This window comes from Aeromicrobium sp., from assembly GCF_036675695.1.
Taxonomy (GTDB): Bacteria; Actinomycetota; Actinomycetes; order Propionibacteriales; family Nocardioidaceae; genus Aeromicrobium.
In genome coordinates, this window is sequence record NZ_JAKFEL010000158.1 from 1 (window position 1) to 24,269 (window position 24,269).

The window sequence follows — 24,269 nt, forward strand, 5'->3', positions numbered from 1 at the left end:
GAGTCGAGGAGCAGTACGTCGCGGTGCATGCGGCCGAGGGTGAGCGTGGCCTGTAGGCCCGCCGGTCCCCCGCCGATGACGATGGCGTCAAGCATGATTTCTCCTTCAGAGTTGCTGTTGCGTCCATCGTGCGAGTTAATGTCAACATGAAGTCAAATCTGCGCTCAATCGGCGAAACAGCCTCCCGATTCGGGCTCGAAACCCATGTTCTGCGCCACTGGGAGACCGTCGGGCTGCTGAATCCTCAACGCGACGGTGCGGACCGGCGCCTCTATGGCGACGACGACCTCGTGCGCATCGCGGTCATCCTGCGAAGCAAGGCCGCCGGTATGTCACTGGAACAGATCGCCGTGCTGGTCGATGACGATCACGGGCCGAAGCGGCACGCGGTGCTCCAGGAGCACCTCGCCGACCTGGACCGACGCATGGAGGACATGCAGCGCTCCCGCGAGATGACGGTGCACGCTTTTGAGTGCAAGGCGCACGACATCACGACGTGCCCGCACTTCCGGACGATGATCGCCGACGTGCTCGAGGGCAACCGCGACTGGTCGCTAACGCATTAGCGGAGCTCGACGTCGTCGACGAGCCAGGCGCCTCCGCGCTTGACCATCGACATCACGACTCGGTTGCGCTCGGTACGCGTCTTCGCGTCCGTGCCGTTCGTGATCGTCTGGTCGACGAACAGCAGCACCGTGACGTGCTCGAAGTCCTCGACCGTCGCCGAGGCTTCGACGACAGTGCCGACCGCGTCGGCCTTCAGCTTGGTGATGATGTCGCGCAGCGGCTCGTTCGTCGCGGCGTACTCCTTCGCGAACGATGACGTCGCACCGTCCTTGACCCAGGCGAAGTCGCGATCGAGATGCGTGTGGTCGTACGTCGTGAGGTCGACCGCGGCCGTCGTCGCCGCTTCGAGCGCTTCGCTGCCAGCCGACGAGTCGTCGTCGCCTCCGCGCAGAAGCACGAACGCCAACGCCACCACGAGGGCGGCGACGATGATGCCGAGGATGACGGTCGAGCGCTCGGGGCCGACCTTGACCATGCGGGTGCTCATCGCAGCGGAGCCGGTACGTGGGCTGAGCCGCGCTGCTGGCCCGTGACGTTCGCGGTGCACTCACGGCCGTGGACGAGCGGTTCGCGGTCGGTGGAGCGCGGCGACGGCTGGTCGACACCGTACGAGCAGACCTCACCCGGCGAGACGAGCATGTTCACGCGCAGGTAGCCCTCCACGATCGTGTCGGCGAGGCGCTGCAGGCCGTTCGGGAAGTCGGTGAGCAGCTGGCGCAGGTGTGGATCACGATCCGCCAACGTCCCGGTCAGGTCATCAGCGGCGGTGAGGAAGTCGGGCAGGACGTCCGCCATCGTGGCGGTCAGCGCGCGGATCTCCTTCAGGTGCTTCGGCGTCTTGTCGAGGATCGTGCGGAGCTTGGGGTCATAGTCCGCCAGCGACCCGGTCAACGACTTCAACGAGCTCGACAGCTCGACGAACTGGTCCTTGCTCTCGACGCCTGTACGCAGGACGGTGCGAGCGTTCTCGAGCGTGCGCAGGGTCTGCGGCCAGCTCTCGTCGAGCAGGTCCACGAGGTTCGTGCCCGACGTCAGGATGCGATCAAGGTCCTCGGAGTCGCTGAAGGCGACGTGCAGCTCGTCGAGCACCGTCGCCAGGTCTTCGGAATCGATCTGCGACATCAGCGAGTCGATCGACTCCAGTGCCGTCGCGATCGAGGTTGGCGTCGCCGTCTGCGCAGCAGCGATCGAGTCGCCGTTCTTGAGCCACGGGCCCTTCGATGCGGTGGGCTGGAAGTCGAGGTACTGCTCGCCTGCGGGCGACAGCGTACGTACGGCTGCCTCGCTGTCAGCTGGTACGTGCGCCGACGGCTCGAGGTTGAGAGTCGCGATGATCCGTCCGTCGTTGAGCTTTACGCTCTCCACTTTGCCGACCCGGACTCCGCGATAGGTGACGCCGGATCCGCCGAACAGCCCGCCGGTCTCCTCCAGCTCCACGGAGACGTGCACCGGACGCTTGGTCAGCGAGCCGTCGAGGATGCCGCCGTAGAGGTACGCGACGGTCGCCAGGAAGATGCCGAGCAGGCTGATTGCGGCGACGAAATGCTTGCGGTGAACGCGACGCTTCATCGCGAACCTCCCAACGATCCGAGCAGGTCGGACAAGCCCGCGCCGGACTGCTCGGACGAGCTCTGGTCGAGCATGTCCTGCAGCGAGGGCGGGAGCGGCAGCTTCTTGAGCAGCCCTTCGCCCACCTCGATCGACGGCAGTCCCAGATCGCCGACGATCGGCAGGTTCGGGAGGCCAAGATCCAGCGTGCCCTGGAACCGCAGGAAGACGTTGAGGTAGTTGCCCGGCACGCCCCTGTCGATCGCCTCCGCGAACGTCACCAGCCGGTCCAGACCGGATCCGAACTCGCCCTTGAGCGACACGAGCTGGTCGAGCACCGGACCGAGCTCCTCGAACGTCGTCAGCAGGTCAGCCCGGGTCTCCCGTACGACGCGGGTCGTCGTGCCACTGAGCTGGTCGACGGCCTGCAGCAGCTTGGTCAGATCGTCAGTGCTCTCGCTGAGCACGCGCGCTGCAGGAGCCACGTCCACGAGCGCCTGGTCGATCGTGTCGGTACACCGGTTCAGCGTCTCCGACAGATCGGCAAGAGCGTCGAGGGTCGCGTCGATCTCCGCGCTGCTGTCGTTCACGCTGCTCGTGGCCGTGGTCAGCGAGTCAAGCAGGTCGCGCGCCGTGTCCTCGCGCCCGCCCAGAGCCTCGTTGGCCTCTCGAACGATCGTCTGGAGCTGGCCCAAGCCTCCCCCGTTGATCAGCATCGATGCCGAGGCCAACGTGTCCTCGACCGTCGGTGCCGCCGAAGCTGCATCGGCGTCGATCGCGCCGCCATCAGCAAGCAGCGAGCCTTCGGGCTTGTCAGCGACGTCGACGAACAACTCACCCAGCGGAGTCGTCGAGCGGAGACGAATGCTCGCGCCGTCGTGCAGCGGTGACGACTTGCGTATGTCCATCGTGATGCGGGCGGTGAAGTCGTGAGCCGTCACGGTCTTGACGCGGCCGACGGTGACGCCGTTCATCTTCACCGGCGCGCCGACAGCAAGGTTGAGGGCATCGTCGATCATGGCGGTGATCTCGTAGCTCGCGCCGGACAGCTTGGATCCGGGCAGCGGGAGGTCAGAGGCCGAGGTTCCACACGCCCCCAGCGTGAGGACCGCCATCAGCACGATCGCCAGCCGCTTCATGACTTCACCCCCGCAATCGCGCCGAGGATGTCGAGCAGCGACAGGTTCTCGAGCCCCGTGGCGTCGCAAATGGCCGGCGGCAGCGACTCGCACAGCAGCCGTACGGTGTCCTCGGCGGGCACGAGGTCGCCGGGTCGCGTACGCATGTTGAGTCGGTCGCCCTCGTCGATCGCGCGGTCGACGTTCTGCATCATCAGCGGCAGGGTCTCCACGGCGTCCTCGAGACCTTTGCGGTGCTCGAGGAGCGTGTTGGACAGCGAGGTGATGTCGTTGATCTGGCTGGCGATCTTGGCGCGGTGATCGTGCGAGAACGCCGCGACTCGCTGCAACATCGCTGACAGCACCGTGAACGTCGACTCGATCGCCTCGTGCTGGTCGTCGAGCATCGAAGCCGCTGACGTCACCTCGCCGTTGAACCGGCGGATCAGCGCGTCGTTGTCGGCGAGCGTCTGCGTGAGCTGGTCGAGGTTGTCGAGCGTGCCCTTGATGTCACCAGAGGCGTCGTCGAGAGTACCGAGCGTGTCGGCGAGGCCCCGCATGCTGTCGGAGATCTTCTTGCCCTTGCCGTCGAGCGTCTTGGCGCCTGTCTCGAGCAGCTCGTTCAACGGCTCGGACTTGCCCTCACCTGCGAGCTCGTCGGAGATGTCAGTGAGCGACGAGAGAAGGTCATCGAACTCGACCGGCGTACGCGTACGAGCGAGCGGCAGCACCGTGCCCGACGCCAGGACAGGTCCTGAGTCGTAGACCGGAGTCAGCTCGACGTACCGGTCAGTCGCGACCGAGCGCGACACGATGACCGCACCGGCTTTCGCGGGCACCTTCACGCCATCGTCGATCTGGAGCGTGACGTCGACATGATCGCCCTTGGGCTCCACCTTCGTGACGCTGCCGACTCGTACGCCGAGCACGCCGACGTCGTTGCCCTCGAAGAGTCCCGCGGCATCGCTGAACTGGGCCGTGACTGTGGTCGGACCGGAGCCCCCGCATCCGGACAGCGGAGTCACGACGAGCACGAGGACGATGAGCAGACGCTTCAGCATGCCGGCCCCCTCGCAGCGCAGGTGAGGTTGTCGCCGAGCGGGAAAGGCACCTTGAGGTCGAGCCACGGACCATTGCCGGTCGCGTTGGCGAAGTACGTCGCCATCGTGGCGAGTCCGTCGATCGACTGTGTGAGCGCCTTCTTCTGCGACTTCATCGTGTCGAGCGCCTTGGCGAGGTCTCTCATCAGTGGCTTGAAGTCTTCCTCGGTGTCGTCGAGAACGCCGATCACCGCACGCGCCAGCCGCTGGCTGTCGATCAGCAGCTGGTCGATCGCATCGCGCCTGCTGGTGAGCTCGTGGAGCACGAGCGATGACTTCTCGAGCAGGTCGATGATGCGTTCCTTGTTGCGCACCAGGTCGCCCGTGACGTCGTTCGTCGCGGCGAGCAGCGCCCGCATCTGGTCGGAACGCTTGCCCGCGACCACGGTCAGCCGGGCGACGCCGTCGATCGCCTCACGGGCAGCCACCGGCGTACCGCGCAGCGCTTCGGCCAGCACCGTCATCGACTCGCTGATCGCTTCGCCGTCGAGCTCATTGAGCGCGCCGGTGCCGCCGTCGATGACGTCCTGCAGGTTGTAGGGCACGGACGTCTGGGCCAGCGGGATCGTGTCGTCCTTGAGGTCGCCGCCCTTGTTGGCCGTCACGTCGAGGAAGTGCGTGCCGAGCAGCGTCGCCACCTTGACCGCAGCGCGCGACTGGCTTCCCAGATCGATGTCCTTGTCCAGCGTGAACTCAACGCGTACGTGCTTGCCCTCGAGTTTAATGTCACGCACCTCGCCGACGCCGACGCCCGCGACCTGCACCTCTTCGCCGACGCGCAGGCCTGCGGAGTGCTCCATCAACGCTGAGTAGTGCTTCTGCCCGAACGGGATCACGCTGAGCGCGAGGACGAGCAAGCCCATGATCACCACGCCGATGACGCCGATGATCCCGATCTGTCGGGTGTTGAGAGTCTTCATCGGGCGCACACCGCCGAGTAGGGGCCGTCGGGAGGCCCGAGGGGCACGGCGTTGCCGCGGATGACCGTCTCGATGTTGCAGATGTAGATGTCGAGCCAGGTGCCTGCCGACATCGGTCGCGCAAACGCCTCGGTCGTCTTGGGCAGGGTGCTGAAGGAGCGGATCAGTGCCTCGGTGTTGTCCACGAACAGCTTCGCCGTCTGGCGCAGCGACGCGATGTCCTTGTCGAAGGACGGCCGTATGTCGGTGGCGAGATCGGCCGTGACCGCCGACAGCTCGGTCACGCCGTCGATCGTGTCGCCGATCGTCTTGCGCTCGGAGGCGAGCCGGGTCATCAGTGTCTGCAGTGACTCGATCGTCGAATCCAGCTGTTCGTCCTGGGCGCCGACGTTCTTCAGGACTGGGGTCAGGTTGTCCAGCACGCGTCCCAGCACCTCGTCCTTGTCGGCGAGGTGATTGGTGAGCTCGGCTGTCTCGGACAGCAGCGACTCGATCGTCCCGCCCTGTCCCTGCATGACGGCCATGATCGACTCGGACAGCCGGTTGATCTCCGCGGGCTCGAGGGTCGCGAAGAGCGGCTCGAAGCCATTGAGCAGCGCCGTCAGGTCGAAGCCAGGGCTCGTACGCGACACCGGAACAACGCTGTCGCTGACGAGCCGCTTGCCCTTCTCCTCGCCCGGGGTCAGCGAGAGATAGCGCTGGCCGAGAAGGTTTTGGTAGCGGATCACGATGCCCGTGGTGTCGAACAGGCCCTGCTGGTCCGACAGGGTGAACTTCACCCGGGCGGTGTCTCCCCCACGCAGATTGATGGACTCGACGCGGCCGACGCGTACGCCGGCGGCACGCACGTCGTCACCGACCCGTAGTCCGCTGACATTGCTGAAGTCGGCTGAGTAGTTCTGCGACGAACCCGCCACCTGGTTGCCCATGGTGTTGGCGAGGACGACGAAAGCGATGAGCGCTGCCACGGCGAACGACAGGAACTTGAGCAGAGTCGGCTTCATGACGCCTCGCCCACGTACGGACCGATCAGCAGCTGGCCGACACCGCCGTCAGTCGGCACGCTGGCGTCAAGACCGGAGAGCAGCCCGCGGATCTGACCGAGCAGCGCCGCATCGTCCTGCGCGGTCGCTTGCGAGCGACGCGAGGCGTTGCTCGCTCCCCCGCAGTTGTCGCCGCGTACCGGGCCGAACACCGGGCAGTCTGCCGCTGTGTAGGGCGCGTCGTCACCGGTCTTGATGATGACGTCGGTCGCCATCCAGGGCCCAGCCGCGAAGACGCCCTTGCCCTTGGTCGCGAACGACACGAAGTTGCGGAAGCCCGAAGCGATGCCCGTGCGTTTGTCGAACACCGCGTCGACGACGATCGCCGACTGACGCATCGTGTCGACGAACGGCTTCTCCTGCTCTGCGAGCAGCCGTTCGGCCTCGTCGGCGAGCGCCGTGCCGCCAGCCATGATCGAGGTGAGCTGGGCGCGCTTCGCCACGATCGTGCGAGCCGTGACGAGCCCACTGTCGACGGCATCAAGGAGCTCCGGCGAGATCTCGGCGAAGGTGTCGAGGTTCTGCGCCAGCAAGGCCAGGTCTTCCTTGAGCAGCGGAGTGTGTGTCTCGAGCCGCCCGAGGAAGGAGTTGAACGTCTCCATCGTGGCGCCGAGCTCCGCTCCACGGCCGTCGAGCGCATCGGCGATCGCGCCGAGCGTGATCGACAGATCGGCGGGCCGCACGGCGGTCATCACGCGATAGGTGCTGTCGAGTGAGTCCTGGAGCTCGAGGGTGGACTCGCGGCGGTCCTGCTCGATGACCTGACCTGCGGCGAGAGACCTACCGGTGGCCTTGTCGGGCATCGCGAGGTCGACGAAGGAAGTACCGAATACCGAAGCCGGCAGGATCCGTGCCGACACGTCGCGCGGGATCTCCGAGGCAGCGTCGCCGTCAATCACCAGCCCCAGTCGTACGCCGCCGTCATGCGACTCGATCGACGCAACACGTCCGACGATGACGCCGCGAACCTTGACGTCCGCGCCGCCAGCCAGCGCGCCGCCGATGTCGTCGACCTGCGCGGATACGGCCACCTCGTCGCTGAACGTGCCCTTGCCCCACGCGAGCAGGACCGTGGCGATGAGCGCCGCGACAATCGACATGACGAGCGCATAGCGAAGCAGGATCCCGCGGTTGTCGATCCGCGGGTCGATCATGGTTGCGTCTATCACCAGATCACCCCGAGATCCGTACGCCGGGATTGCCGCCCCAGAAGAGCAGCGTCATGACCATGTCGAGCAGCACGACGATCACGATGCTGGCGCGAATCGCGCGACCCGTCGCCTCGCCGACGCCCTGGGCGCCGTTGCTCGCCATGAACCCGTACCAGCAGTGGATCAGCGTCACGGCGAAGGCGAACACCAGCACCTTCGCCACCGACAGCAGGATGTCCCCAGAGCTGATGAACGTCTGGAAATAGTGCAGATACGTGCCCTCGGGTTGCCCGAACAGAACCGTGACCGCCGCCTGCGATGCGACGTAGGAGCCGACCAGGCCGATCAGGTAGAGCGGCAGGATCGCGACCATCGACGCGACGAGGCGGGTGGCGATCAGGTACTGCATCGGTGGAACGCCGATGACCTGGAGCGCGTCGATCTCCTCGCTGGTTCGCATCGAGCCGATCTGTGCCGTGAATCGGCACCCGACCTGCGCTGCGAGCGCGAGCGCGGCGATCAGCGGTGCGAGCTCACGGGTGTTGACGATCGCTGACACGAAGCCGGTGAGCGGGGCGAGACCGATCGTCTCGAGACCGTTGAAGCCTTCGATTCCCAGAGACGTACCGGCTGAGACGGCGAGAAGGATCATCACGCCGATCGTTCCGCCGCCGACCACCAGCGCGCCCGTGCCCCAGCTGATGTCGGCGAGGACACGGAACGTCTCTTGCCGGTATGTCGTCATCGCGGCCGGGACCGACTGCAGGGTGCGTCGTACGAACGTCGCCTGCGCACCGACCACGGCGACGCCGTCGAGCGTCTTCTCGCCGGTCTGCCGCGCCCAGCCCATCACGCCATCCTCTGCGGCACGAGCATCACGTACGCCTGCGTGATCGCGACATTGACGACTGCGAGCATCACGACGCTGAGGACGACGCTCTGGTTGACCGCATCAGCGACCTGCTTGGGTCCGCCGACGACGTTGAGCCCCTTGTGGCACGCGACGACCGTGGCGAGGAAGCCGAAGATCGCGGCCTTGCCCATGGCGAGCCACAGGTCGGTCGGCTGGGCGAAGCTGGTGAACGAGCCAAGATAGGCGCCAGAGCTCACGGTGCCGCTGCCGACATTGAGGATGAAGCCAGTCGTCATGGCCGTCACGGCGACCACCACGTTGAGCAGCATGCCGACGACAACGGCGGCGACGAGTCGCGGCGCCACCAGCCGCTGCATGGGGTTGAGGCCCATCACCTTCATGGCGTCGACCTCTTCGCGTACGGCCTGCGAGCCGAGCTGGGCGCACATCGCCGAGCCGACGGCACCGGCCATCAGCAGCGAGGTCACCAGCGGTGCACCCTGGCGAAGGATGCCGATGCCGTTGACGGCGCCGGTGAACGACACAGCCCCGATCTGCTGGGCGATTGCGCCCACCTGGATCGACACGATGACACCGAACGGGATGGCCACGAGGATCGTCGGCAGCAGCGAGACGCGGGTCATGAACCATGCCTGCTCCAGGCACTCTTTCCACGCGAAGCGGCGCTTGGCGATGTCGACCACCGTGAAGACGCTCGCCTGGAAACCGAGCACGATCATCGCGCCGAACGTCTCAAGACCCTCGTCGGTCTTGGACCGCGCGTAGGCGATCAGACGTCCGCCTGGGTAGGTCGCGCTCGACATGTCAGCCCTTCGCCGACGGAATGCGTACGGCGCCACTGAGGGCGAGTGCGGAGGCGAGGTCTCCCTTGACGCGGAGCTTGCCCTTCATGAACGCGATCGTCGGGTTGAGATTGCCGGTGGCGAGCTTGAGGAACTCAGCACCGCCGAGCGCGATCGTCACCGATCGTTCGCCGTCACCTTCGGGCGTGACCGTGCAGGTGCCGTGGTCGATCTCGACGAGATAGCGATCGTCCCCATTGGGTCCGCCGCCGATCTTGAAGCAGGCTGCGAGCTTGAGCTTGTCGGCGCTGCGCTGGTTGAGGTACTCGGGGAACCTGCGGAAGATCTCGTCGAGCACGACCCCGCGGAAGCCGCCACGCATCACGTCCTGCAGGTGCGAGTCCTTGGCCTTGGCGATGACGCCAGCGACCTGTACGGCGTCGAGCGCAGTCGGGTCCACGGCGACGCCTTCGTGGCCGGGCACCCGGAAGACGCCTCCGACGCGCAGTGCGAGGTCCTCGTCACCGGCGACCTTGATCGTGCCCGCCAGAACGAGCAGCGCTGCGCTGGCCGTACCGGAGAGAAGTCGCAGGAACGTCAGGGCATCTGTGCTGATCGTGACGTCAGGCTCGCTCTTGTCTGCTGGCAACACCACGACGGTGGCTTTGCCGAAGTGCGCGTCGTACGTCTCGTCCACGCCACGATCTCGGCGGACCACGAACCGTACGACGCCATCCATGGTCTTGAGCTGCTCCGGCTCGGCGAAGTCAGCGAAGCGACCGAAGCCAGCGTTCAGCGCGGCTGCGCGGATCGACTCGTCGGCGATGAGCTCTTTCAGCTCGGAATCAGAGGCTGCACCGAGCATGCGTGCGATCTCGACGGCGTCAACGCCGGCGAAGAGTTCATCGAGCTTGTCTTCAGGTATCCCGTTCAACCACGTACGAAGTTCGCTCATGTTTGCCTCTAGGAGTGTTTCCTACCCTGCGGTAGGATTTTGTAAACAGTAGTGACACCCCTGACGGGTGTCAACGAGATTGGGCATTCCGATGACGACCGAAACTCGCGTACGCGCAGAGCACCTTGGGCCCGAAGTTCGACGCCCGCTGGTCCTCGATGCTGCGCTCGAGGTCTGGATCGAACATGGCTACGCCGGCACCACGATGGCTCGTATCGCCAAGGCCGCCAACGTCAGCAAGCCCGTCCTCTATGCCTGCTATGCCCACAAGGACGAAGCCCTGCGAGCCCTGATGGCACGCGAAGAAGAACGGCTCGTCGGTGCAGCTCAGGAGGCACTTCCCGATTCAATCGACCTCGACGACGTTGGCGAGGTCATGCGGACCGCCTACGAGGCGTTCTTCCGCGCGACGCTCGAGCATCCCGCGTCGTGGCGCGTCGTGTTCGATGCCCCTCACGTCAATGACCCCGTCATCACGACGAAGGTGAACGTTGCTCGCGCCTTGATCACCGGTCAGCTCACCGCATTGCTGGCGCACCATCTTGACTCGACCGATCGCTCCATGCCCGAGCGAACTGTCCGTCTCTACGCGCAAAACCTCATCGCCCTCGCCGAGTCCAACGCTGCGACCCTTCTGCAGAACCCTGGCGAATGGGATCCCGCTGAGCTCGCCCAGTCGGTCACGGACCTGGTGCTGACCTCCTGGCTCTGACGGTTGAATTGGTCGTACGCGCCGCCTAGCGTTCGAGACATGCCTTCCTCGCTCCACTCGCTGTCCTTCGGTGCCACCGATCCCGCTCGACTCGCGACGTTCTGGGGTGAAGTCCTGAAGCGTCCGGTCGCCGCAACCACCCTCCCGGCGACAGACACGGCCATCCCGATCCGCTTCATACAGAACGACGAGCCGAAGGCCGAGCCCAACCAGATGCACTTCGACACCACGACGACCTCGTGGGACGACCAGAAGGAGACGGTCGAGCGCGCGATCAGCCTGGGTGCCAAGCATCTCGACTTCGACCTGCCGCCGGACGAGCTGCACGTCCCGCTCCAAGACCCTGAGGGCAACGAGTTCTGTGTGATCGAGCCGATCAACAACTTCCTCAAGGACACCGATCGCATCGGCGCCTACTCGAGCGACGGCAGCCAGGCGGTGGGCTACTTCTGGAGTGCCGCCCTCGACTGGCCCCTGGTCTGGGACCAGGACGAGGAGACGGCGATCCAGTCACCGCTCGGCGGTTCAAAGATCTCGTGGGGCGGGCCGCCACTGGACATACGGACCACCAAGACCCGACTGCACTTCGACCTCGCCCCCGAGGGCGAACGCATCGTAGAAGTCGATCGGCTCGTGTCGCTCGGAGCCAATCAGAGCGATGACGCGCCGTGCGAGCCGGGCTGGATCTCCATGACCGACCCCGACGGCAACCCGTTCTGCATCACGACTTGACCAGCACCGAACGTCTTCAATTCGTAACTCAACTGGCTCCCATGGCCTAGTTCTTTCGGGCTAGGTTGAGGCATGCCTGAATTGATTCCCATGGTTTCCATGCACGGAGTCCAGAAGTGGTTCGGTGACCTCCACGTCCTCAAGGACATCGACCTCGACGTAGCCCCGGGAGAAGTCGTCGTGGTGATCGGCCCGTCCGGATCCGGCAAATCCACCCTTTGCCGGGCGATCAACCGGCTCGAGACGATCAACGAAGGCACGATCGCCGTCGACGGCCAGAAGCTCCCCGAAGAGGGCAAGGAGCTGGCCCAGCTGCGCGCCGACGTTGGCATGGTCTTCCAGTCGTTCAACCTGTTCTCCCACAAGACCGTGCTTGAGAACGTCACGGTCGGCCCGATCAAGGTCCGCAAGAAGTCGAAGGCGGACGCCGACAAACGGGCCCGCGAGCTCCTCGAGAGGGTCGGAGTCGCTTCGCAGGCCGACAAGCTGCCTGCTCAGCTCTCCGGCGGTCAGCAGCAGCGTGTCGCCATCGCCCGGTCGCTCGCGATGGACCCCAAGGTCATGCTGTTCGACGAACCCACATCGGCACTCGATCCCGAGATGATCAAGGAAGTCCTCGACACGATGGTCGACCTCGCCAAGGGCGGCATGACGATGATCGTCGTCACCCACGAGATGGGATTCGCCCGTACGGCCGCCGACCGAGTGCTGTTCATGTCCGACGGAAGCATCGTCGAGGAGAACACTCCCCAGGAGTTCTTCACCAATCCCAAGACCGACAGAGCCAAAGACTTCCTCAGCAAGATCTTGACGCACTGACCCTGCACAACCCACCGAGAGAAGGATCATCAGATGCAACTCAAACGCACCATGTGGGCCGCAGCAGCGGCTGCCACCATGCTCGTCCTGACCGCCTGCGGAGACGCTGGCGAAGATGGCGACGGAGGAGACGGCGCCACGGGCGACTACGAAGTCGTCGCGGATCCCGACTTCGAAGCCGGTTCCCGGATGGCGGAGATCGCCGAAGCCGGAACCGTCAAGATCGGCGTCAAGTTCGACCAGCCCGGTATCGGGTTCAAGGCAGCTGGCTCGGACAACCCCACTGGCATCGACCCCGAGATGGGCAAGATCATCGCCGGTCAGCTCGGCATCGAGGCCGACGACATCGAGTGGATCGAGACGATCTCGGCCAACCGCGAGCCGTTCCTCCAGGAAGGCACCGTCGACTTCGTGATCGCCTCCTACTCAATCACCGACGACCGCCGCAAGATCGTCGGCCAGGCCGGCCCCTACTACGTCACGGGTCAGAGTCTGCTCGTGGCCGCCGCTGACGACACGATCAAGGGACCAGAGGACCTCGAAGGCAAGAAGGTGTGCTCGGTGACGGGCTCGACATCGATTGCCACGGTCGAGAAGGAGTACGGCGCCACCCCGGCCGGCTTCGACACCTACTCCGAGTGCGTCGACCAGCTCAAGAACGGCTCGGTCGATGCGGTGACCACCGATGGTGCGATCCTGCTCGGCTACGCCGCCGAGGCGCCCGAAGAGATCAAGGTTGTCGGAGAGCCGTTCTCCGAGGAGCGCTACGGCGTCGGCTACAGCCTGGAGTCGCCGGAGCTGTGCGAGTTCCTCAACACGACACTCGAGGATGCATTGTCGGGCGACGCCTTCCAGACGGCGTTCGACAACACGCTTGGCAAGTCCGGCAACGAAGCGCCGGCCACGCCGACGCTCGATCCCTGCCCCTGATCAGGGCTGATCGTGGGTGGGCTCGCGCAAGCGGGCCCACCCACTCTCGACAAAGTGAGAAATGAGGTGACATGAACGCGCTGACCGAGAACTTCGACCTGCTCTTGAAGGGCTTCGTCGAGACCATCAAGCTGTTGCTCGCCTCAGGCGCGCTCGCGATGGTCGTCGGGATCTTCGTGGCTGTTGCCCGTGTTGCCCCAGTGCCTATCCTGCGGGGGGTCGGCACGACCTACGTCACCCTCTTCCGAAACACTCCGTTGCTGGTGCTCATCCTGATCACCTACTACGGCCTCCCGGAGATCGGCATCGATTTCGGCTTCTTCATCATGGTCACGCTGGCGATGGGCCTCTACACCGCTGCGTTCGTCGCCGAGGCCATCCGTGCCGGCGTCAACGGAATCCAGACCGGCCAGGTCGAGGCAGCCCGCTCGATCGGAATGCCGTTCAACCTGACCATGACCCAGGTCGTGCTCCCCCAGGCTTTCCGTTTCGTGGTGCCGCCGCTGGCGAGTGTCTTCATTGCCCTGACCAAGAACACCTCCCTTGCCGCAGCCTTCGGCATCGCCGAGGCAACGTTCCGGATGCGCGGACTCCTCAACGAGTACGCCACCGAACGGATCGCGATCTTCTTCGGCATCGCGTTGGGCTACGTCATCATCGTCGAGGTGATCTCGTTCGGTGCCCACCTGTTCGAACGACGCTGGGCGGTCAAACGATGAGCGCCATACTTTTCGATGCCCCCGGTCCGCGCGCCCGCCGGCGTCACCTACTGATGGGAATCGCCACAGTTCTGGGAATCATCGCCGTCTTCGGCGCCGTGATCTGGAAGCTGTGGTCCGAAGACCAGTTCACCGCCGAGAAATGGGAACCGTTCGTCACGCCCAACATTGTCGAGCTGCTGCTCGAGGGGCTGGTCTCGACATTGCAGGCTGCGCTGATCGCGATCATCGGGGCTGTCATCTTCGGCCTCGTCTTCGGCGCCGCCAAGCTGTCTGATCACCGGGTGATTCGATGGCCCGCTTGGTTGGTCGTGGAGTTCTTCCGAGCCGTCCCGCTCCTGCTGCTGATCATCTTTATCTGGGCGTTCCAGGGCAGCCAGGCAGGCGTGATCATGCCGCTCGTGCTCGGCCTCATCCTCTACAACGGATCCGTGCTCGCCGAGGTGTTCCGGGCCGGCATCAACGCCGTTCCGCCGGGCCAGGCCGAGGCCGCGTACGCGCTCGGCATGCGCAAGAGCCAAGTCATGACGATCGTGCTGATCCCCCAGGCTGTGAAGATCATGCTCCCGGCGATCATCAGCCAGTGCATCGTTGCGCTCAAGGACACCAGCCTCGGTTATGCGATCGTTGCACCCGGTCTGACCGGCGCCGGCCGTGAGATCTGGCGAACCTTTGAGAACCGGCTCGCCACAGCACTCGTGCTCGCTGCGATCTATATCTTGCTCAACCTCACCCTGTCATGGCTGGCCGAGAAGGCACAGAAGCGGATCGGCACCAAACGGATCGAGCTGGTCGGCGGGATCGTGCAGGGCCAGCCAGGTGGAACCAGCTCCAACATGGGAGCCCTCTAGCAGCCCTTCGCCTTCGTGTAGCAGCGCAGAGCGGGCTCTCTGGGGAGCATGGGAGCGCCCACGAGGTTGATGTACGGCAGTGGCACGCTCGCCAGACCCGGTGCACCCGACAGGATGCTGAGGTACATCCCGACATTCGCCGGGTTGACGCCCGGGTGGAAGAGCTTGCCGCACTCGGCCTTGTTGAAACGCGAGAGATTGGCCGGGCCGTCATGGTTGAGCGCATCCATGGCCAGGACGTACGCGGCGTTGTCGATCGTGCCGACCGCGAGGTGCTCGTAGAACGCCAGCGGGCACACGTCCTGGGTCGCGACGTTGGTGATCCGTCCGTTGCCGGTGTGTAGACCCGCGGACTCAGGAGGAGTCACCACTTCGTCGGTCTTGGTGTAGATCTCCGTGTACGAGATGCCCTTGAACGTCTCAGCCCCACTGTTGAGCGCCTTGATGAACTCCGCATTGGCCTGCTGCTGCCAGACGGCCGGCAGGCAGGTGGTCACACCGACAATGCACGTCGGAAGGGTTTCCGTGCCGTGATTGGAGCCGGCCATGCCGATGACGTCATCGACCATCGTGCGGGTGTCAGGCCAGAAGCGAAGCGCCCAGCGCATCGACATGCCGCCTTGGCTGTGCCCCATGATCGCGATGTCGCGGTTCGACTTGGCCCGCATCGTGCGGATCGCGTAGACGAGGTACTCCCCCGATACCTGGATGTCGCCGAGCGTGTGCGACGGCATGTGGATCGCGCACCACGGGCGCTTCTGTGCCGTGAATGCCGGCTGGTAGTTCCAGGAGTAGTTCTCGTCGACCGTCACTCCTGTCGCCGGGTTCATCAGGATGGGCTGCAGCGTGGAGCCCTTGAAGTCGCCACTGCACTGGAGCGCGGCCTTGAGCGTCGCCGCCGGAACCGTCAGCTTGGGGCCCGGGCGATCGAGCGGCGCGTACGGCGACGTCGCCGCCGTCGCGGGTGTGGCAAACATCGCCACGACTACGCCAAGGATCACGGCCAGACTTCGCATACGGGTCATGGCACCACCAACGACCAGCCGATCATTCGCGTTACGAACCCTCACACCTCGCGTGGGCGCTATCGTGAGCGCCGCCACCTAACTCCATGGAGACGTACATGCCCGGCACTCTGATCCTTGCCATCCTGTTCCTGGTCACCACCGTGATCTTCTTGGTCGTGACACGGTCGGGCAGCGGTGAGCGGGAGAACGCGCTGCAGCGCAGCCGGACCCCCGGCTTTATTGCTGCCGGCCTCGCTGGGCTGACTGCGCTGACATTCCTCGCGACGGTCGTCACGATGGTGCCGACGCGTGACATCGGCATCAAGACGAGCTTTGGCAAGCCAGTCGGAAGCCTCGACAACGGCATCCACCTCAAACTCCCATGGGAGAAGGTGCACACACTCGACGGCGCCATTCAGACCGATTCCTACCTCGAAGGTGGAGAGAACGGCTGTACGTCGATCCGCATCGGCAACGAGTCGACTGCGTGTGTGGACAACTCCGTACGCTGGCGGATCCGTCTCGAAGCAGGCGAGGCGCTCTACAAGGACTACCGCGACATGGACAACATCCGAAAGTCGCTGATCACCCGCGAACTCACGGCGGCACTCAACGAGGTGCTTTCGGACTACAACCCATTGAGCGCAATTCAGAACGATGCCGAAGGCGCTGTGAACCCCAACCTCAATGAGTTCTCCAAGGAGGTCGCCGAACGTCTCCGCGAGCAGGTCGGCGACCAGATCGAGATCGAGAACGTCATCATCCCGATCATCCACTTCGACAAGCCGACTCAGAACAAGATCAACCTCTACCAGGCCGAGATTGCGAACACCCGTATCGCGACTCAGCGCGAGCAGACGGCGATCGCTCAGGCTCGGGCGAACGAGCGGCTCAGCAAGTCGGTGAGCAAGGATCCGAACGTGCTGGTCAGCCAGTGCCTCGACACGTTCAACGAGATGGTCAAGGACAACCAGCCGGTGCCGATCGGCTTCAGCTGCTGGCCTGGTGGCGCGGCCTCCACCGTGGTCGTGCCGCAGCAGCCCTAGCTTTTCGGTGTCACCCAGAGGTGGATGACGCCTTCGACGGTCACGGTGCCGTCGGAGGTGACGGCCTTGACCTTCACCGGTACGTCAGGCGCGCCGGCCCAGTCGGCCTCGGTGGTTTCTGCAGTGCACGTCAGTGCGGTCGTCGACTTGGCGAGGTAGCTGACCTCCATGCCCTTGGGGAGCCAGCGCATGTCTTCGGGGCAGGTTGCCTCGGCAAGCAGCCCCATGGCGGCTTCGAGGCCGTTGCAGGCTGCGATGGCATGGATCGTGCCGATGTGGTTCTTGACCGAACGACGCTTGGGGATACGGATCTGCCCAAGGTGCGGCTTCATCTCCTGCACTTCGAGGTGGATGGACGCGAAGTACGGCGCCTTCTGGCTGAATGCGACGGAAAACAGGCGCTTGCCCTGGGGCAGCGCGGTGAACTTCTTGTAGAGATCAAGGGTCGAAGGCATGCCGCGAGTGTAGGAGCGTTACACCACTACTGTCAGCGTCAGGAGCGTCACACCAACTCAAACGCGCTCCGCGGTGCAGTACAGACGACTTCGGGGTGCGTGACGGACTCTGGTTGGATCCAGAGGCCCTGGGTGAAACCGCACTTCTCCAGCACCCGGATCGATCGCATGTTGCGCACATCGGGACTTGCGACGAATCGCGGCGCATCCGGATAATCGCGGCATAGGACTTCGGCGCAGAACGTGGTGATCATCTGCGTCCCGATCCCCCGGTCAATCAGCTCCGGCAACCCGATCAGGTAGTCGAAGGCGACCGCCTTGGGATCCTGCACGCGCACGGCGTAGTCGTCGTAGGCGATCACGGGATAGTCCTGGATGTAGCCGATGTCGACGCCGTCGAGCACGACGATCCACATGCGGGTGGCACTCGTGCCGTCGAGCTCCTTGGCATAGTGCTCGCGAGCCAGCTCGGGCGTGCGCGGTTCGTCACCGAACCAGGGCTGAGCGTGCTCGGCCGCCATCCAGCCGACCAGGGCTGGCATGTCTGCGTCGACCAGTCGCCGGAACGCGATCACGGCTCAGAGGCTATCCAACGCGGCAGCTTCGGCGCCGAGCTCTTGACGTACGACGTCAAACGCAATCGCCGGCGAGTAGCCCTTGCGGGCGAGCATGCTGGTGAGCCGCCGGGTCTTGGTGGTGTTGTCGAATCGCGCCATCGATCGCAGCTTGCCCTGCACCAGTCGGTGAGCTGCCTGGATCTCGTCGGCGGGGTCGAGCTCGCCCAGCACCTCTTTGGAGATCTCGTCGTCGACGCCCTTCTGGCGCAGCTCCATCGCGAGCACGCGTGAGGACAGGCCCTTGCTGCGCTGCCGTGACTGAACCCAGGCGCGAGCGAACTCCTCGTCATCGATGAGCCCGGCCGCCTCGAACTTGTCGAGCATCGCCGAAGCGACCTCCTCAGGCACCAGCTTCTTGGCCAGTGCCTGAGCGAGGTCGCTGCGACTTTGGGCGCGTACGGCAAGGCGGTCGTAGATCACCTTGCGTGCGTAGCCCTCCGGGTCTTCGGGCGGAACTGCTTCTGCCCGCGGCATCAGAACTCGATGTCGGTCGGGGGCTCCTCGACAACCTCGAGCGCCGGCTTGTCGGCCTGTGCGCCGATGCCCATGTGCTCCATGATGCGCTTTTCGAGCTCATCGGCCAGGTCAGGATTGTCGCGGAGGAACTTGCGGGAGTTCTCCTTGCCCTGACCGAGCTGATCGCCCTCGTAGGTGTACCAAGCGCCGGCCTTGCGGACGAAGCCCGTGTCGACACCGACGTCGATCAGGCTGCCTTCGCGGCTGATGCCGGTGCCGTACATGATGTCGAACTCGGCCTGCTTGAACGGCGGCGCGAGCTTGTTCTTGACGACCTTGATGCGGGTGCGGTTGCCGACCATGTCGGTGCCGTCCTTGAGCGTCTCGATGCGTCGTACGTCGAGGCGGACCGAGGCGTAGAACTTGAGCGCCTTGCCGCCCGTCGTCGTCTCGGGCGAACCGAACATCACGCCGATCTTCTCGCGCAGCTGGTTGATGAAGATCGCAGTGGTGCCGGACCCGTTGATCGCACCGGTCATCTTGCGCAGCGCCTGGCTCATGAGGCGAGCCTGCAGACCCACGTGGCTGTCGCCCATCTCGCCATCGATCTCAGCGCGGGGCACGAGGGCAGCCACGGAGTCGATCACGATGATGTCGAGCGCACCCGAACGGATCAGCATGTCGGCGATCTCGAGCGCCTGCTCACCGCTGTCGGGCTGTGAGATCAGGAGCGCATCGGTGTCGACGCCCAGACGCTTGGCGTACTCAGGATCGAGCGCGTGCTCTGCATCGATGAAGGCAGCGACCCCGCCGGCCTTCTGTGCATTGGCGATCGCGTGGAGGGCGACCGTCGTCTTGCCTGAGGACTCCGGACCGTAGATCTCGACGACGCGACCACGCGGCAGACCGCCAATGCCCAGTGCGATGTCGAGGGTGGTGGCTCCGGTGGGGATGACCTCGATCGGTGCGCGAGCCTGGTCGCCGAGACGCATCACGGCACCCTTGCCATGTGCGCGGTCGATCTGGGCCATCGCGTTCTCGAGGGACTTGCCTTTGTCCTTGTCGCTGGCGAGGGTCTGGTTTGGCTGTGCCATGGTGGGTCCGTTTCTGCTCGTGGGTGGCGGGTCATCGACGACGCTAGAAGGACCCTCAGACATATGTGGGCCTCATCGACCCGACTGTGGAATCCGTCCTTCTCACGTCCAACCTGTACACGAGATTATCCGAACGTCTGTTCGATCACGGTGTTCGAACACGGCGTGTCGCGCGAAAGTTTCTCACCGCTCAGAAGCAGGCAGACCCAAGGTTTCGTGGATGGCGCGCCACACGGTCTTGGGCGTCTCACCATCTTCGAGAGCAGCGGACGCCGTCCGACCGCCGAGCTCACGCATCACATGGTTGTCGGCCCATACGCGGGCGTAACCACGATCGCCGAAATGCTGGTCCATGCGGACCCAGAACTCGCTGTACTTCACTAAAGACTGAGCATTCAGGCAGCGGAAGCGGAGACATCGCCGCGCGCGATGGACGAGATGCTCGCGATGTGCGCTTCTGCGGCTTCTTCGACCTCGAGCAGCGAACTGACATCGAGCAGAACCTTCGACAGCGGAACCTCGAGTGCGGCGGCAAGGGCGGCGAGCAACTCAGAGCTCGGCTCCTTCTGCCCACGCTCAACCTCGGAGATGTAACCGAGGCTGACCCGGGCCTTGCCCGACACGTCGCGGAGCGTCAGTCCCTGCGAGATGCGGCGCGCACGGAGGACCTCGCCGACCAGCTGTCGCATTGCGGTCATCGGGCACCTCCTGGGTATTGCCAAGAACAAGCAGAGTCATATACCTACAACCCTGCGCGGATCAGGTTTCTTCCCTCACCCTAGCGACCAGTTCCGCGAGCAGCGCGTCGACCGTCTGATTGCGGACTTCGTGTCGGTCACCGTCGAGCTGCAGGGCGGTCGTACGTACGCCGTCAGGCCCCGCAATGGCGATGTGCACGGTCCCCGCAGGTTTGCCTTCGCTCTCCCCCGGGCCAGCGACTCCGGTCGTGGAGATCCCGTACGTGGCGTTGAACCGCTCCTGGGCGCCGAATGCCATCTGCGCCGCAACATCGGGATCCACGGTGCCGCGATCCTCGATCAGCTCGGCTTCAACGTCGAGGAGCTCGACCTTCGCCTCCGGCGCATAGGCAACAACGCCGCCAAGCACCACATCCGACGCTCCGGCGACGCTCACCAGCGTCGAGCACACGAGTCCGCCGGTCAGCGACTCGCCAGTGGCCACTGTCGCACCGGCCCTGCGAAGCGCGCCGATGACTTCATCGGCGAGGCTCACGTCCGCGCCGCGGCCTTGGAGTCGCGGCGCAGCTTGCGGGCATCGCGTACGTACGCGACCGCGGTGCTCACGGTGATGAAGAACGCTGCGGCCATGAAACCGTGGGTGACCCAGCGAAGGATGTCGGAGATCGTGTTGTCCCAGATCTCGAACGGGAGCAGGTAGCCACCGATCGCGACAGCCTGGAGGGTCGTCTTGATCTTGCCGTTCTGGCCGGCCGGCATCACGCCATACTTCTTGACCACGAACCGCATGAGGGTGATGCCCCACTCGCGGACCAGCACGATGATCGTGACGGTCCAAAACAGCCAGCCAAACCGTGTGTCCGTGAAGATGATCGCGAGACCGACGAATGCCATCCCGGTGAGCGCCTTGTCGGCGATCGGGTCGGCCAGCTTGCCGAAGTTGGTCACCAGGTTGTGCTTGCGTGCAAGGTCACCGTCGATCTTGTCCGTGGCCATCAACAGCAGGAACGCGATCCATGACCAGACCCGGAACTCGACCGACTGGCCGTCCTGCGTCAGCAGGAGCCACCCGAAGAGTGGAACGCCGGCAATACGAAGAACCGTCAGCACATTGGCAATGTTGAGCCTGCTCGGCTGGTGCGCCGTTTCCATGGGTCCCTCTCGCTGGTGACGTCTCAGTATGCGGCAGCGGGACGGCGCCGCGCCAACTGGACTTCAGCCTCCCCCGGCGACGTGTCGGTCGCCAGACCCAGCGGTGAGGTGTAGAAACGGGTGCCGTCCTTGCTGACGACCTTGACTCGCGGATCGTGGCGGCCAGCCCGGCGCTCGATCCTGATCTCGGCCATCTCGCTCCAGAGGAGACCGACCCAGCCCTCACGGCCGCGCAGACGTACGCCGTGGTCGTCCGCGACGAAGAGAGGCGCACGGGCGTCGTTGGTTCCGCGCAGATTGATCAGCCCGAGAATCGTCAGCACGACGACAGGAGCCCACAGGAGCGGCTCGCTGCGGTCGTACGCGAGCCAACCGAACGCGGCTGCGAGCGCGAGGCACAGCAGTCCGAGGAACGCGAACAGTTTCACCCGCCGTCGGATCTCGAACGGCTCAAGTCCTGTGCTCATGCTCAACCCGCTTGGATGCTCGCGAGGACCTGATCGAGGTCATCGGGCTTGATCAGGACGTCACGGGCCTTCGAACCCTCGCTGGGGCCGACGATGCCGCGGCTCTCGAGGATGTCCATGAGACGACCCGCCTTCGCGAATCCGACGCGCAGCTTGCGCTGCAGCATCGAGGTCGAACCGAACTGGGTCGTGACGCAAAGCTCGATCGCCTGCAGTACGAGGTCCATGTCGTCGCCGATGTCATCGTCGATCTCGCGACGCGACACGGCCGGAGCCGTCACGTCCTCGCGATAGACAGGCTGCAGCTGCTTCTTGCAGTGCTCGACGATCGAGTGGATCTCGGCCTCGGTGATCCAGGCACCCTGCATACGCATGGCCTTGTTCTGACCCATGGGCAGGAACAGCCCGTCGCCCTGGCCGACAAGCTTCTCGGCACCGGGCTGGTCGAGGATGACGCGGCTGTCGGTGACCGACGAGGTCGCGAACGCGAGGCGACTGGGCACGTTGGCCTTGATCAGACCCGTGACGACATCGACCGACGGTCGCTGCGTGGCGAGCACCAGGTGGATGCCGGCGGCGCGGGCGAGCTGGGTGATGCGGACGATCGAGTCCTCAACATCGCGCGGGGCGACCATCATCAGGTCGGCGAGCTCGTCAACGACGACGAGGAGGTACGGGTAGGGCGCGAGAACGCGCTCACTGCCCGGGGGCAGCTGCACCTTCCCGGCACGTACGGCCTTGTTGAAGTCGTCGATGTGGCGGTAGCCGAAGTTGGCCAGGTCGTCGTAGCGCATGTCCATCTCGCGCACGACCCACTGGAGCGCCTCAGCGGCCTTCTTGGGATTGGTGATGATCGGCGTGATCAGGTGCGGAACACCTTCGTACGCCGTCAGCTCGACCCGCTTGGGGTCGACCAGGATCATGCGCACCTCTTCGGGCGTCGAGCGCATCAGGATCGAGCCGATCATCGAGTTGACGAACGACGACTTGCCCGAGCCGGTCGCACCAGCCACGAGCAGGTGAGGCATCTTCGCGAGGTTGGCCACGACGTAGCCGCCCTCGACGTCCTTGCCGAGACCGATGACCATCGGATGGTGGTCGCTGCGGGCCTTGCCCGAACGCAGGACGTCGCCGAGCGACACCATTTCCTTGTCGACGTTGGGGATCTCGACACCGATCGCGGACTTGCCCGGAATCGGGCTCAGGATGCGCACTTCGGCCGACGCCACGGCGTACGAGATGTTGCGCGACAGCGCGGTGACCTTCTCGACCTTCACGGCAGGGCCGAGCTCGACCTCGTAGCGGGTCACCGTCGGGCCACGGGTGTAGCCGGTGACGGTGGCGTCGATCTGGAACTGCTCGAGCACCTCGGTGAGGCGTTCGACGACCTCGTCCGACGCGGCTGAGCGCGCCTTGTGCGGCGTACCTTCGCGGAGCACAGACGGCTCCGGCAGCGTGTAGATGATGTCGCTGGCGAGCGCGAGCTGCTCTGCCGAGGCAGGGATCGGCTCGATCGCACGGATCGGACCGGTGTCGTCAATATCCGCCTGGGGCTCGTGGACCTCGAAGACGCGCGCGGGAACCTGACGGTCCTCGTCGGGTCCATCGACCAGCGGACTCTCGAACTCCTCGACCACGGGGGTCTTGGGGTGCCTGGGCCGCTTGGGCTTCTCTTCTGCGACCTCTTCCTCCGACGTCCGTCCGAGGGCCTTGTCGCGGAGCTCAGTGAGGCGGCCGGGTACGGCGTGCAGCGGCGTGTTGGTCACCACGAGCAGGCCGAAGGCGACCGCGAGGACCAGCAGCGGCGCCACGACGTACGGGCTCTTCAGCAGGTCTACGAGGACGGCGGAGAACAGGAAGCCGATCGCGCCGCCGGCTTCACGCATCGCGTCGGCGTTGGCGTCGCTGGGGCGCGGCACACCGTGTGACAGGTGCACGAGTCCGAGGATGCCGCCGGTGATTGCGCTCCAACCGATGATCTGACGACCGGCAGGGCCGTTGCGATCGGGGTGACGCAACGTGCGCCACGCGATGACCGCGAGCAGCACAGGGACAGCCCACGCCAGGATGCCGACGCTGCCAGACGTGATCGCGCGGATCAGCTCTCCGACACGGCCGGGAATCTGCCACCACACCGACGCGGCAACGATGATGCTGATGCCGAGCAGTCCGAAGCCGACACCGTCACGCCGTTGCGCAGGGTCGAGCTCCTTGGCACTGCTGCCGATGCTTCGGGCAATCGCACCAGTCAGTCCTGCTAGGCCAGACCAGATGGAGCGCAGGAGGTTGATCAGGCCGCTGAAGGCAGCACTGATTGGGCCAGGTCCGGATCTGCGCGGCTTGCGCGACTGCTGCGGCCTCTTTGGCTGCGGCTTGCGTGCTGCCGGCTTCTTTCGAGCCTGGCTACCGGACGGCCGCTTGCGCGGCGGGGAAGACGTTCGGGTCGCCATGGCGAA

General features: G+C 64.9%; 29 protein-coding genes. 8 read left to right on the plus strand and 21 right to left on the minus strand.

The features are described from left to right. Window positions 1–146 precede the first annotated feature (146 nt). Window positions 147–566, plus strand: a complete 420-nt coding sequence (locus V6M39_RS10205) for a MerR family transcriptional regulator (RefSeq protein WP_332643713.1) — start codon at window positions 147–149, stop codon at window positions 564–566. Here the strand turns inward: V6M39_RS10205 and V6M39_RS10210 are convergent. Genes V6M39_RS10210 through V6M39_RS10255 form a run of 10 tightly spaced genes read right to left on the minus strand, consistent with a single transcriptional unit; the run spans window position 563 to window position 10,058 of the window. Beyond that, window positions 563–1,054 (minus strand): hypothetical protein, encoded by a 492-nt coding sequence (locus V6M39_RS10210; RefSeq protein WP_332643714.1) that lies wholly within the window; start codon window positions 1,052–1,054, stop codon window positions 563–565. The two genes, V6M39_RS10205 and V6M39_RS10210, sit on opposite strands and share 4 nt — an antisense overlap. Beyond that, on the minus strand, window positions 1,051–2,136 hold the full coding sequence (locus tag V6M39_RS10215; RefSeq protein WP_332643715.1) for an MlaD family protein: 1,086 nt from the start codon (window positions 2,134–2,136) through the stop codon (window positions 1,051–1,053). The genes V6M39_RS10210 and V6M39_RS10215 overlap by 4 nt, the downstream gene beginning before the upstream one ends. Next, window positions 2,133–3,254, minus strand: coding sequence for an MCE family protein (locus V6M39_RS10220; RefSeq protein ID WP_332643716.1), 1,122 nt, complete (start codon window positions 3,252–3,254; stop codon window positions 2,133–2,135). Before V6M39_RS10220 ends, V6M39_RS10215 begins: the two co-directional genes overlap by 4 nt. Further along, window positions 3,251–4,294 carry an MCE family protein gene (locus tag V6M39_RS10225; protein ID WP_332643717.1) on the minus strand — a complete coding sequence of 348 codons (1,044 nt, stop codon included), beginning with the start codon at window positions 4,292–4,294 and terminating at the stop codon, window positions 3,251–3,253. The genes V6M39_RS10220 and V6M39_RS10225 overlap by 4 nt, the downstream gene beginning before the upstream one ends. Further along, complete coding sequence (locus tag V6M39_RS10230; RefSeq protein ID WP_332643718.1) at window positions 4,288–5,253, minus strand: MCE family protein; 966 nt, start codon at window positions 5,251–5,253, stop codon at window positions 4,288–4,290. The genes V6M39_RS10225 and V6M39_RS10230 overlap by 7 nt, the downstream gene beginning before the upstream one ends. Beyond that, window positions 5,250–6,257 carry an MlaD family protein gene (locus V6M39_RS10235; RefSeq protein ID WP_332643719.1) on the minus strand — a complete coding sequence of 336 codons (1,008 nt, stop codon included), beginning with the start codon at window positions 6,255–6,257 and terminating at the stop codon, window positions 5,250–5,252. Before V6M39_RS10235 ends, V6M39_RS10230 begins: the two co-directional genes overlap by 4 nt. Next, window positions 6,254–7,465, minus strand: a complete 1,212-nt coding sequence (locus tag V6M39_RS10240; protein WP_332643720.1) for an MlaD family protein — start codon at window positions 7,463–7,465, stop codon at window positions 6,254–6,256. The genes V6M39_RS10235 and V6M39_RS10240 overlap by 4 nt, the downstream gene beginning before the upstream one ends. Window positions 7,466–7,469: 4 nt before the next feature. Further along, on the minus strand, window positions 7,470–8,297 hold the full coding sequence (locus V6M39_RS10245) for an ABC transporter permease (RefSeq protein WP_332643721.1): 828 nt from the start codon (window positions 8,295–8,297) through the stop codon (window positions 7,470–7,472). Further along, window positions 8,297–9,124, minus strand: a complete 828-nt coding sequence (locus V6M39_RS10250) for an MlaE family ABC transporter permease (RefSeq protein ID WP_332643722.1) — start codon at window positions 9,122–9,124, stop codon at window positions 8,297–8,299. Before V6M39_RS10250 ends, V6M39_RS10245 begins: the two co-directional genes overlap by 1 nt. 1 nt (window position 9,125) lies before the next feature. Continuing rightward, the gene (locus V6M39_RS10255; RefSeq protein WP_332643723.1) at window positions 9,126–10,058 is read right to left on the minus strand and encodes an SCP2 sterol-binding domain-containing protein; all 933 of its coding nucleotides are present in this window, start codon (window positions 10,056–10,058) and stop codon (window positions 9,126–9,128) included. A 91-nt stretch (window positions 10,059–10,149) separates the two neighbouring features. Between V6M39_RS10255 and V6M39_RS10260 the strand changes: the two genes are divergently transcribed. The 6 genes from V6M39_RS10260 to V6M39_RS10285 all read left to right on the plus strand — a co-directional run bounded on the left by V6M39_RS10260 (window position 10,150) and on the right by V6M39_RS10285 (window position 14,821). Next, window positions 10,150–10,770: a TetR/AcrR family transcriptional regulator gene (locus V6M39_RS10260; protein ID WP_332643724.1), complete on the plus strand. Its 621-nt coding sequence runs from the start codon at window positions 10,150–10,152 to the stop codon at window positions 10,768–10,770. A 39-nt stretch (window positions 10,771–10,809) separates the two neighbouring features. Continuing rightward, window positions 10,810–11,502, plus strand: coding sequence for a VOC family protein (locus tag V6M39_RS10265; protein WP_332643725.1), 693 nt, complete (start codon window positions 10,810–10,812; stop codon window positions 11,500–11,502). Window positions 11,503–11,592: 90 nt separating this feature from the next. Next, entirely contained in the window at window positions 11,593–12,321 is a 729-nt protein-coding gene (locus tag V6M39_RS10270) for an amino acid ABC transporter ATP-binding protein (RefSeq protein WP_332643739.1), read from the plus strand. 33 nt (window positions 12,322–12,354) lie between these two features. Continuing rightward, window positions 12,355–13,251 (plus strand): glutamate ABC transporter substrate-binding protein, encoded by an 897-nt coding sequence (locus V6M39_RS10275; protein ID WP_332643726.1) that lies wholly within the window; start codon window positions 12,355–12,357, stop codon window positions 13,249–13,251. A gap of 71 nt (window positions 13,252–13,322) precedes the next feature. Further along, window positions 13,323–13,970 carry an amino acid ABC transporter permease gene (locus V6M39_RS10280; protein WP_332643727.1) on the plus strand — a complete coding sequence of 216 codons (648 nt, stop codon included), beginning with the start codon at window positions 13,323–13,325 and terminating at the stop codon, window positions 13,968–13,970. Next, window positions 13,967–14,821, plus strand: a complete 855-nt coding sequence (locus V6M39_RS10285) for an amino acid ABC transporter permease (RefSeq protein ID WP_332643728.1) — start codon at window positions 13,967–13,969, stop codon at window positions 14,819–14,821. Before V6M39_RS10280 ends, V6M39_RS10285 begins: the two co-directional genes overlap by 4 nt. Here V6M39_RS10285 and V6M39_RS10290 read toward each other — a convergent pair. Continuing rightward, window positions 14,818–15,846 carry a lipase family alpha/beta hydrolase gene (locus V6M39_RS10290; protein ID WP_332643729.1) on the minus strand — a complete coding sequence of 343 codons (1,029 nt, stop codon included), beginning with the start codon at window positions 15,844–15,846 and terminating at the stop codon, window positions 14,818–14,820. The two genes, V6M39_RS10285 and V6M39_RS10290, sit on opposite strands and share 4 nt — an antisense overlap. A 98-nt stretch (window positions 15,847–15,944) precedes the next feature. Here V6M39_RS10290 and V6M39_RS10295 point away from each other — a divergent pair, with 98 nt between their 5' ends. Then, on the plus strand, window positions 15,945–16,874 hold the full coding sequence (locus V6M39_RS10295) for an SPFH domain-containing protein (protein ID WP_332643730.1): 930 nt from the start codon (window positions 15,945–15,947) through the stop codon (window positions 16,872–16,874). Here the strand turns inward: V6M39_RS10295 and V6M39_RS10300 are convergent. The 10 genes from V6M39_RS10300 to V6M39_RS10345 all read right to left on the minus strand — a co-directional run bounded on the left by V6M39_RS10300 (window position 16,871) and on the right by V6M39_RS10345 (window position 24,263). Continuing rightward, window positions 16,871–17,329 carry a hotdog fold domain-containing protein gene (locus V6M39_RS10300; RefSeq protein WP_332643731.1) on the minus strand — a complete coding sequence of 153 codons (459 nt, stop codon included), beginning with the start codon at window positions 17,327–17,329 and terminating at the stop codon, window positions 16,871–16,873. The genes V6M39_RS10295 and V6M39_RS10300 overlap by 4 nt on opposite strands. Window positions 17,330–17,376: 47 nt before the next feature. Next, complete coding sequence (locus V6M39_RS10305) at window positions 17,377–17,904, minus strand: GNAT family N-acetyltransferase (RefSeq protein WP_332643732.1); 528 nt, start codon at window positions 17,902–17,904, stop codon at window positions 17,377–17,379. A gap of 3 nt (window positions 17,905–17,907) precedes the next feature. Then, window positions 17,908–18,420 (minus strand): regulatory protein RecX, encoded by a 513-nt coding sequence (locus tag V6M39_RS10310; protein ID WP_332643733.1) that lies wholly within the window; start codon window positions 18,418–18,420, stop codon window positions 17,908–17,910. Then, on the minus strand, window positions 18,420–19,496 hold the full coding sequence (gene recA, locus V6M39_RS10315; protein WP_332643734.1) for a recombinase RecA: 1,077 nt from the start codon (window positions 19,494–19,496) through the stop codon (window positions 18,420–18,422). Before recA ends, V6M39_RS10310 begins: the two co-directional genes overlap by 1 nt. A 183-nt stretch (window positions 19,497–19,679) precedes the next feature. Further along, window positions 19,680–19,877, minus strand: a complete 198-nt coding sequence (locus V6M39_RS10320) for a DUF3046 domain-containing protein (RefSeq protein WP_332643735.1) — start codon at window positions 19,875–19,877, stop codon at window positions 19,680–19,682. 14 nt (window positions 19,878–19,891) lie between these two features. Further along, window positions 19,892–20,194 carry a helix-turn-helix domain-containing protein gene (locus V6M39_RS10325; RefSeq protein WP_309970785.1) on the minus strand — a complete coding sequence of 101 codons (303 nt, stop codon included), beginning with the start codon at window positions 20,192–20,194 and terminating at the stop codon, window positions 19,892–19,894. Between the two features lie 61 nt (window positions 20,195–20,255). After that, window positions 20,256–20,729 (minus strand): CinA family protein, encoded by a 474-nt coding sequence (locus V6M39_RS10330; protein WP_332643736.1) that lies wholly within the window; start codon window positions 20,727–20,729, stop codon window positions 20,256–20,258. Next, complete coding sequence (locus V6M39_RS10335) at window positions 20,726–21,346, minus strand: CDP-alcohol phosphatidyltransferase family protein (RefSeq protein ID WP_332643737.1); 621 nt, start codon at window positions 21,344–21,346, stop codon at window positions 20,726–20,728. Before V6M39_RS10335 ends, V6M39_RS10330 begins: the two co-directional genes overlap by 4 nt. 23 nt (window positions 21,347–21,369) lie before the next feature. After that, entirely contained in the window at window positions 21,370–21,813 is a 444-nt protein-coding gene (locus tag V6M39_RS10340) for a hypothetical protein (RefSeq protein ID WP_332643738.1), read from the minus strand. Between the two features lie 2 nt (window positions 21,814–21,815). Further along, entirely contained in the window at window positions 21,816–24,263 is a 2,448-nt protein-coding gene (locus V6M39_RS10345) for an FtsK/SpoIIIE family DNA translocase (protein WP_332643740.1), read from the minus strand. Window positions 24,264–24,269: the final 6 nt, after the last annotated feature.

Coding starts and splice junctions, on each gene's coding strand:
- V6M39_RS10270 (WP_332643739.1), top strand. CDS start 11,593: ATGGTTTCCATGCACGGAGTCCAGAAGTGGTTCGGTGACCTCCACGTC.
- V6M39_RS10205 (WP_332643713.1), top strand. CDS start 147: ATGAAGTCAAATCTGCGCTCAATCGGCGAAACAGCCTCCCGATTCGGG.
- V6M39_RS10310 (WP_332643733.1), bottom strand. CDS start 18,420: ATGCCGCGGGCAGAAGCAGTTCCGCCCGAAGACCCGGAGGGCTACGCA.
- V6M39_RS10300 (WP_332643731.1), bottom strand. CDS start 17,329: ATGCCTTCGACCCTTGATCTCTACAAGAAGTTCACCGCGCTGCCCCAG.
- V6M39_RS10335 (WP_332643737.1), bottom strand. CDS start 21,346: ATGGAAACGGCGCACCAGCCGAGCAGGCTCAACATTGCCAATGTGCTG.
- V6M39_RS10250 (WP_332643722.1), bottom strand. CDS start 9,124: ATGTCGAGCGCGACCTACCCAGGCGGACGTCTGATCGCCTACGCGCGG.
- V6M39_RS10290 (WP_332643729.1), bottom strand. CDS start 15,846: ATGACCCGTATGCGAAGTCTGGCCGTGATCCTTGGCGTAGTCGTGGCG.
- V6M39_RS10230 (WP_332643718.1), bottom strand. CDS start 5,253: ATGAAGACTCTCAACACCCGACAGATCGGGATCATCGGCGTCATCGGC.
- V6M39_RS10245 (WP_332643721.1), bottom strand. CDS start 8,297: ATGGGCTGGGCGCGGCAGACCGGCGAGAAGACGCTCGACGGCGTCGCC.
- V6M39_RS10295 (WP_332643730.1), top strand. CDS start 15,945: ATGCCCGGCACTCTGATCCTTGCCATCCTGTTCCTGGTCACCACCGTG.
- V6M39_RS10215 (WP_332643715.1), bottom strand. CDS start 2,136: ATGAAGCGTCGCGTTCACCGCAAGCATTTCGTCGCCGCAATCAGCCTG.
- V6M39_RS10210 (WP_332643714.1), bottom strand. CDS start 1,054: ATGAGCACCCGCATGGTCAAGGTCGGCCCCGAGCGCTCGACCGTCATC.
- V6M39_RS10340 (WP_332643738.1), bottom strand. CDS start 21,813: ATGAGCACAGGACTTGAGCCGTTCGAGATCCGACGGCGGGTGAAACTG.
- V6M39_RS10255 (WP_332643723.1), bottom strand. CDS start 10,058: ATGAGCGAACTTCGTACGTGGTTGAACGGGATACCTGAAGACAAGCTC.
- V6M39_RS10260 (WP_332643724.1), top strand. CDS start 10,150: ATGACGACCGAAACTCGCGTACGCGCAGAGCACCTTGGGCCCGAAGTT.
- V6M39_RS10235 (WP_332643719.1), bottom strand. CDS start 6,257: ATGAAGCCGACTCTGCTCAAGTTCCTGTCGTTCGCCGTGGCAGCGCTC.
- V6M39_RS10285 (WP_332643728.1), top strand. CDS start 13,967: ATGAGCGCCATACTTTTCGATGCCCCCGGTCCGCGCGCCCGCCGGCGT.
- recA (WP_332643734.1), bottom strand. CDS start 19,496: ATGGCACAGCCAAACCAGACCCTCGCCAGCGACAAGGACAAAGGCAAG.
- V6M39_RS10265 (WP_332643725.1), top strand. CDS start 10,810: ATGCCTTCCTCGCTCCACTCGCTGTCCTTCGGTGCCACCGATCCCGCT.
- V6M39_RS10275 (WP_332643726.1), top strand. CDS start 12,355: ATGCAACTCAAACGCACCATGTGGGCCGCAGCAGCGGCTGCCACCATG.
- V6M39_RS10280 (WP_332643727.1), top strand. CDS start 13,323: ATGAACGCGCTGACCGAGAACTTCGACCTGCTCTTGAAGGGCTTCGTC.
- V6M39_RS10225 (WP_332643717.1), bottom strand. CDS start 4,294: ATGCTGAAGCGTCTGCTCATCGTCCTCGTGCTCGTCGTGACTCCGCTG.
- V6M39_RS10345 (WP_332643740.1), bottom strand. CDS start 24,263: ATGGCGACCCGAACGTCTTCCCCGCCGCGCAAGCGGCCGTCCGGTAGC.
- V6M39_RS10325 (WP_309970785.1), bottom strand. CDS start 20,194: ATGACCGCAATGCGACAGCTGGTCGGCGAGGTCCTCCGTGCGCGCCGC.
- V6M39_RS10220 (WP_332643716.1), bottom strand. CDS start 3,254: ATGAAGCGGCTGGCGATCGTGCTGATGGCGGTCCTCACGCTGGGGGCG.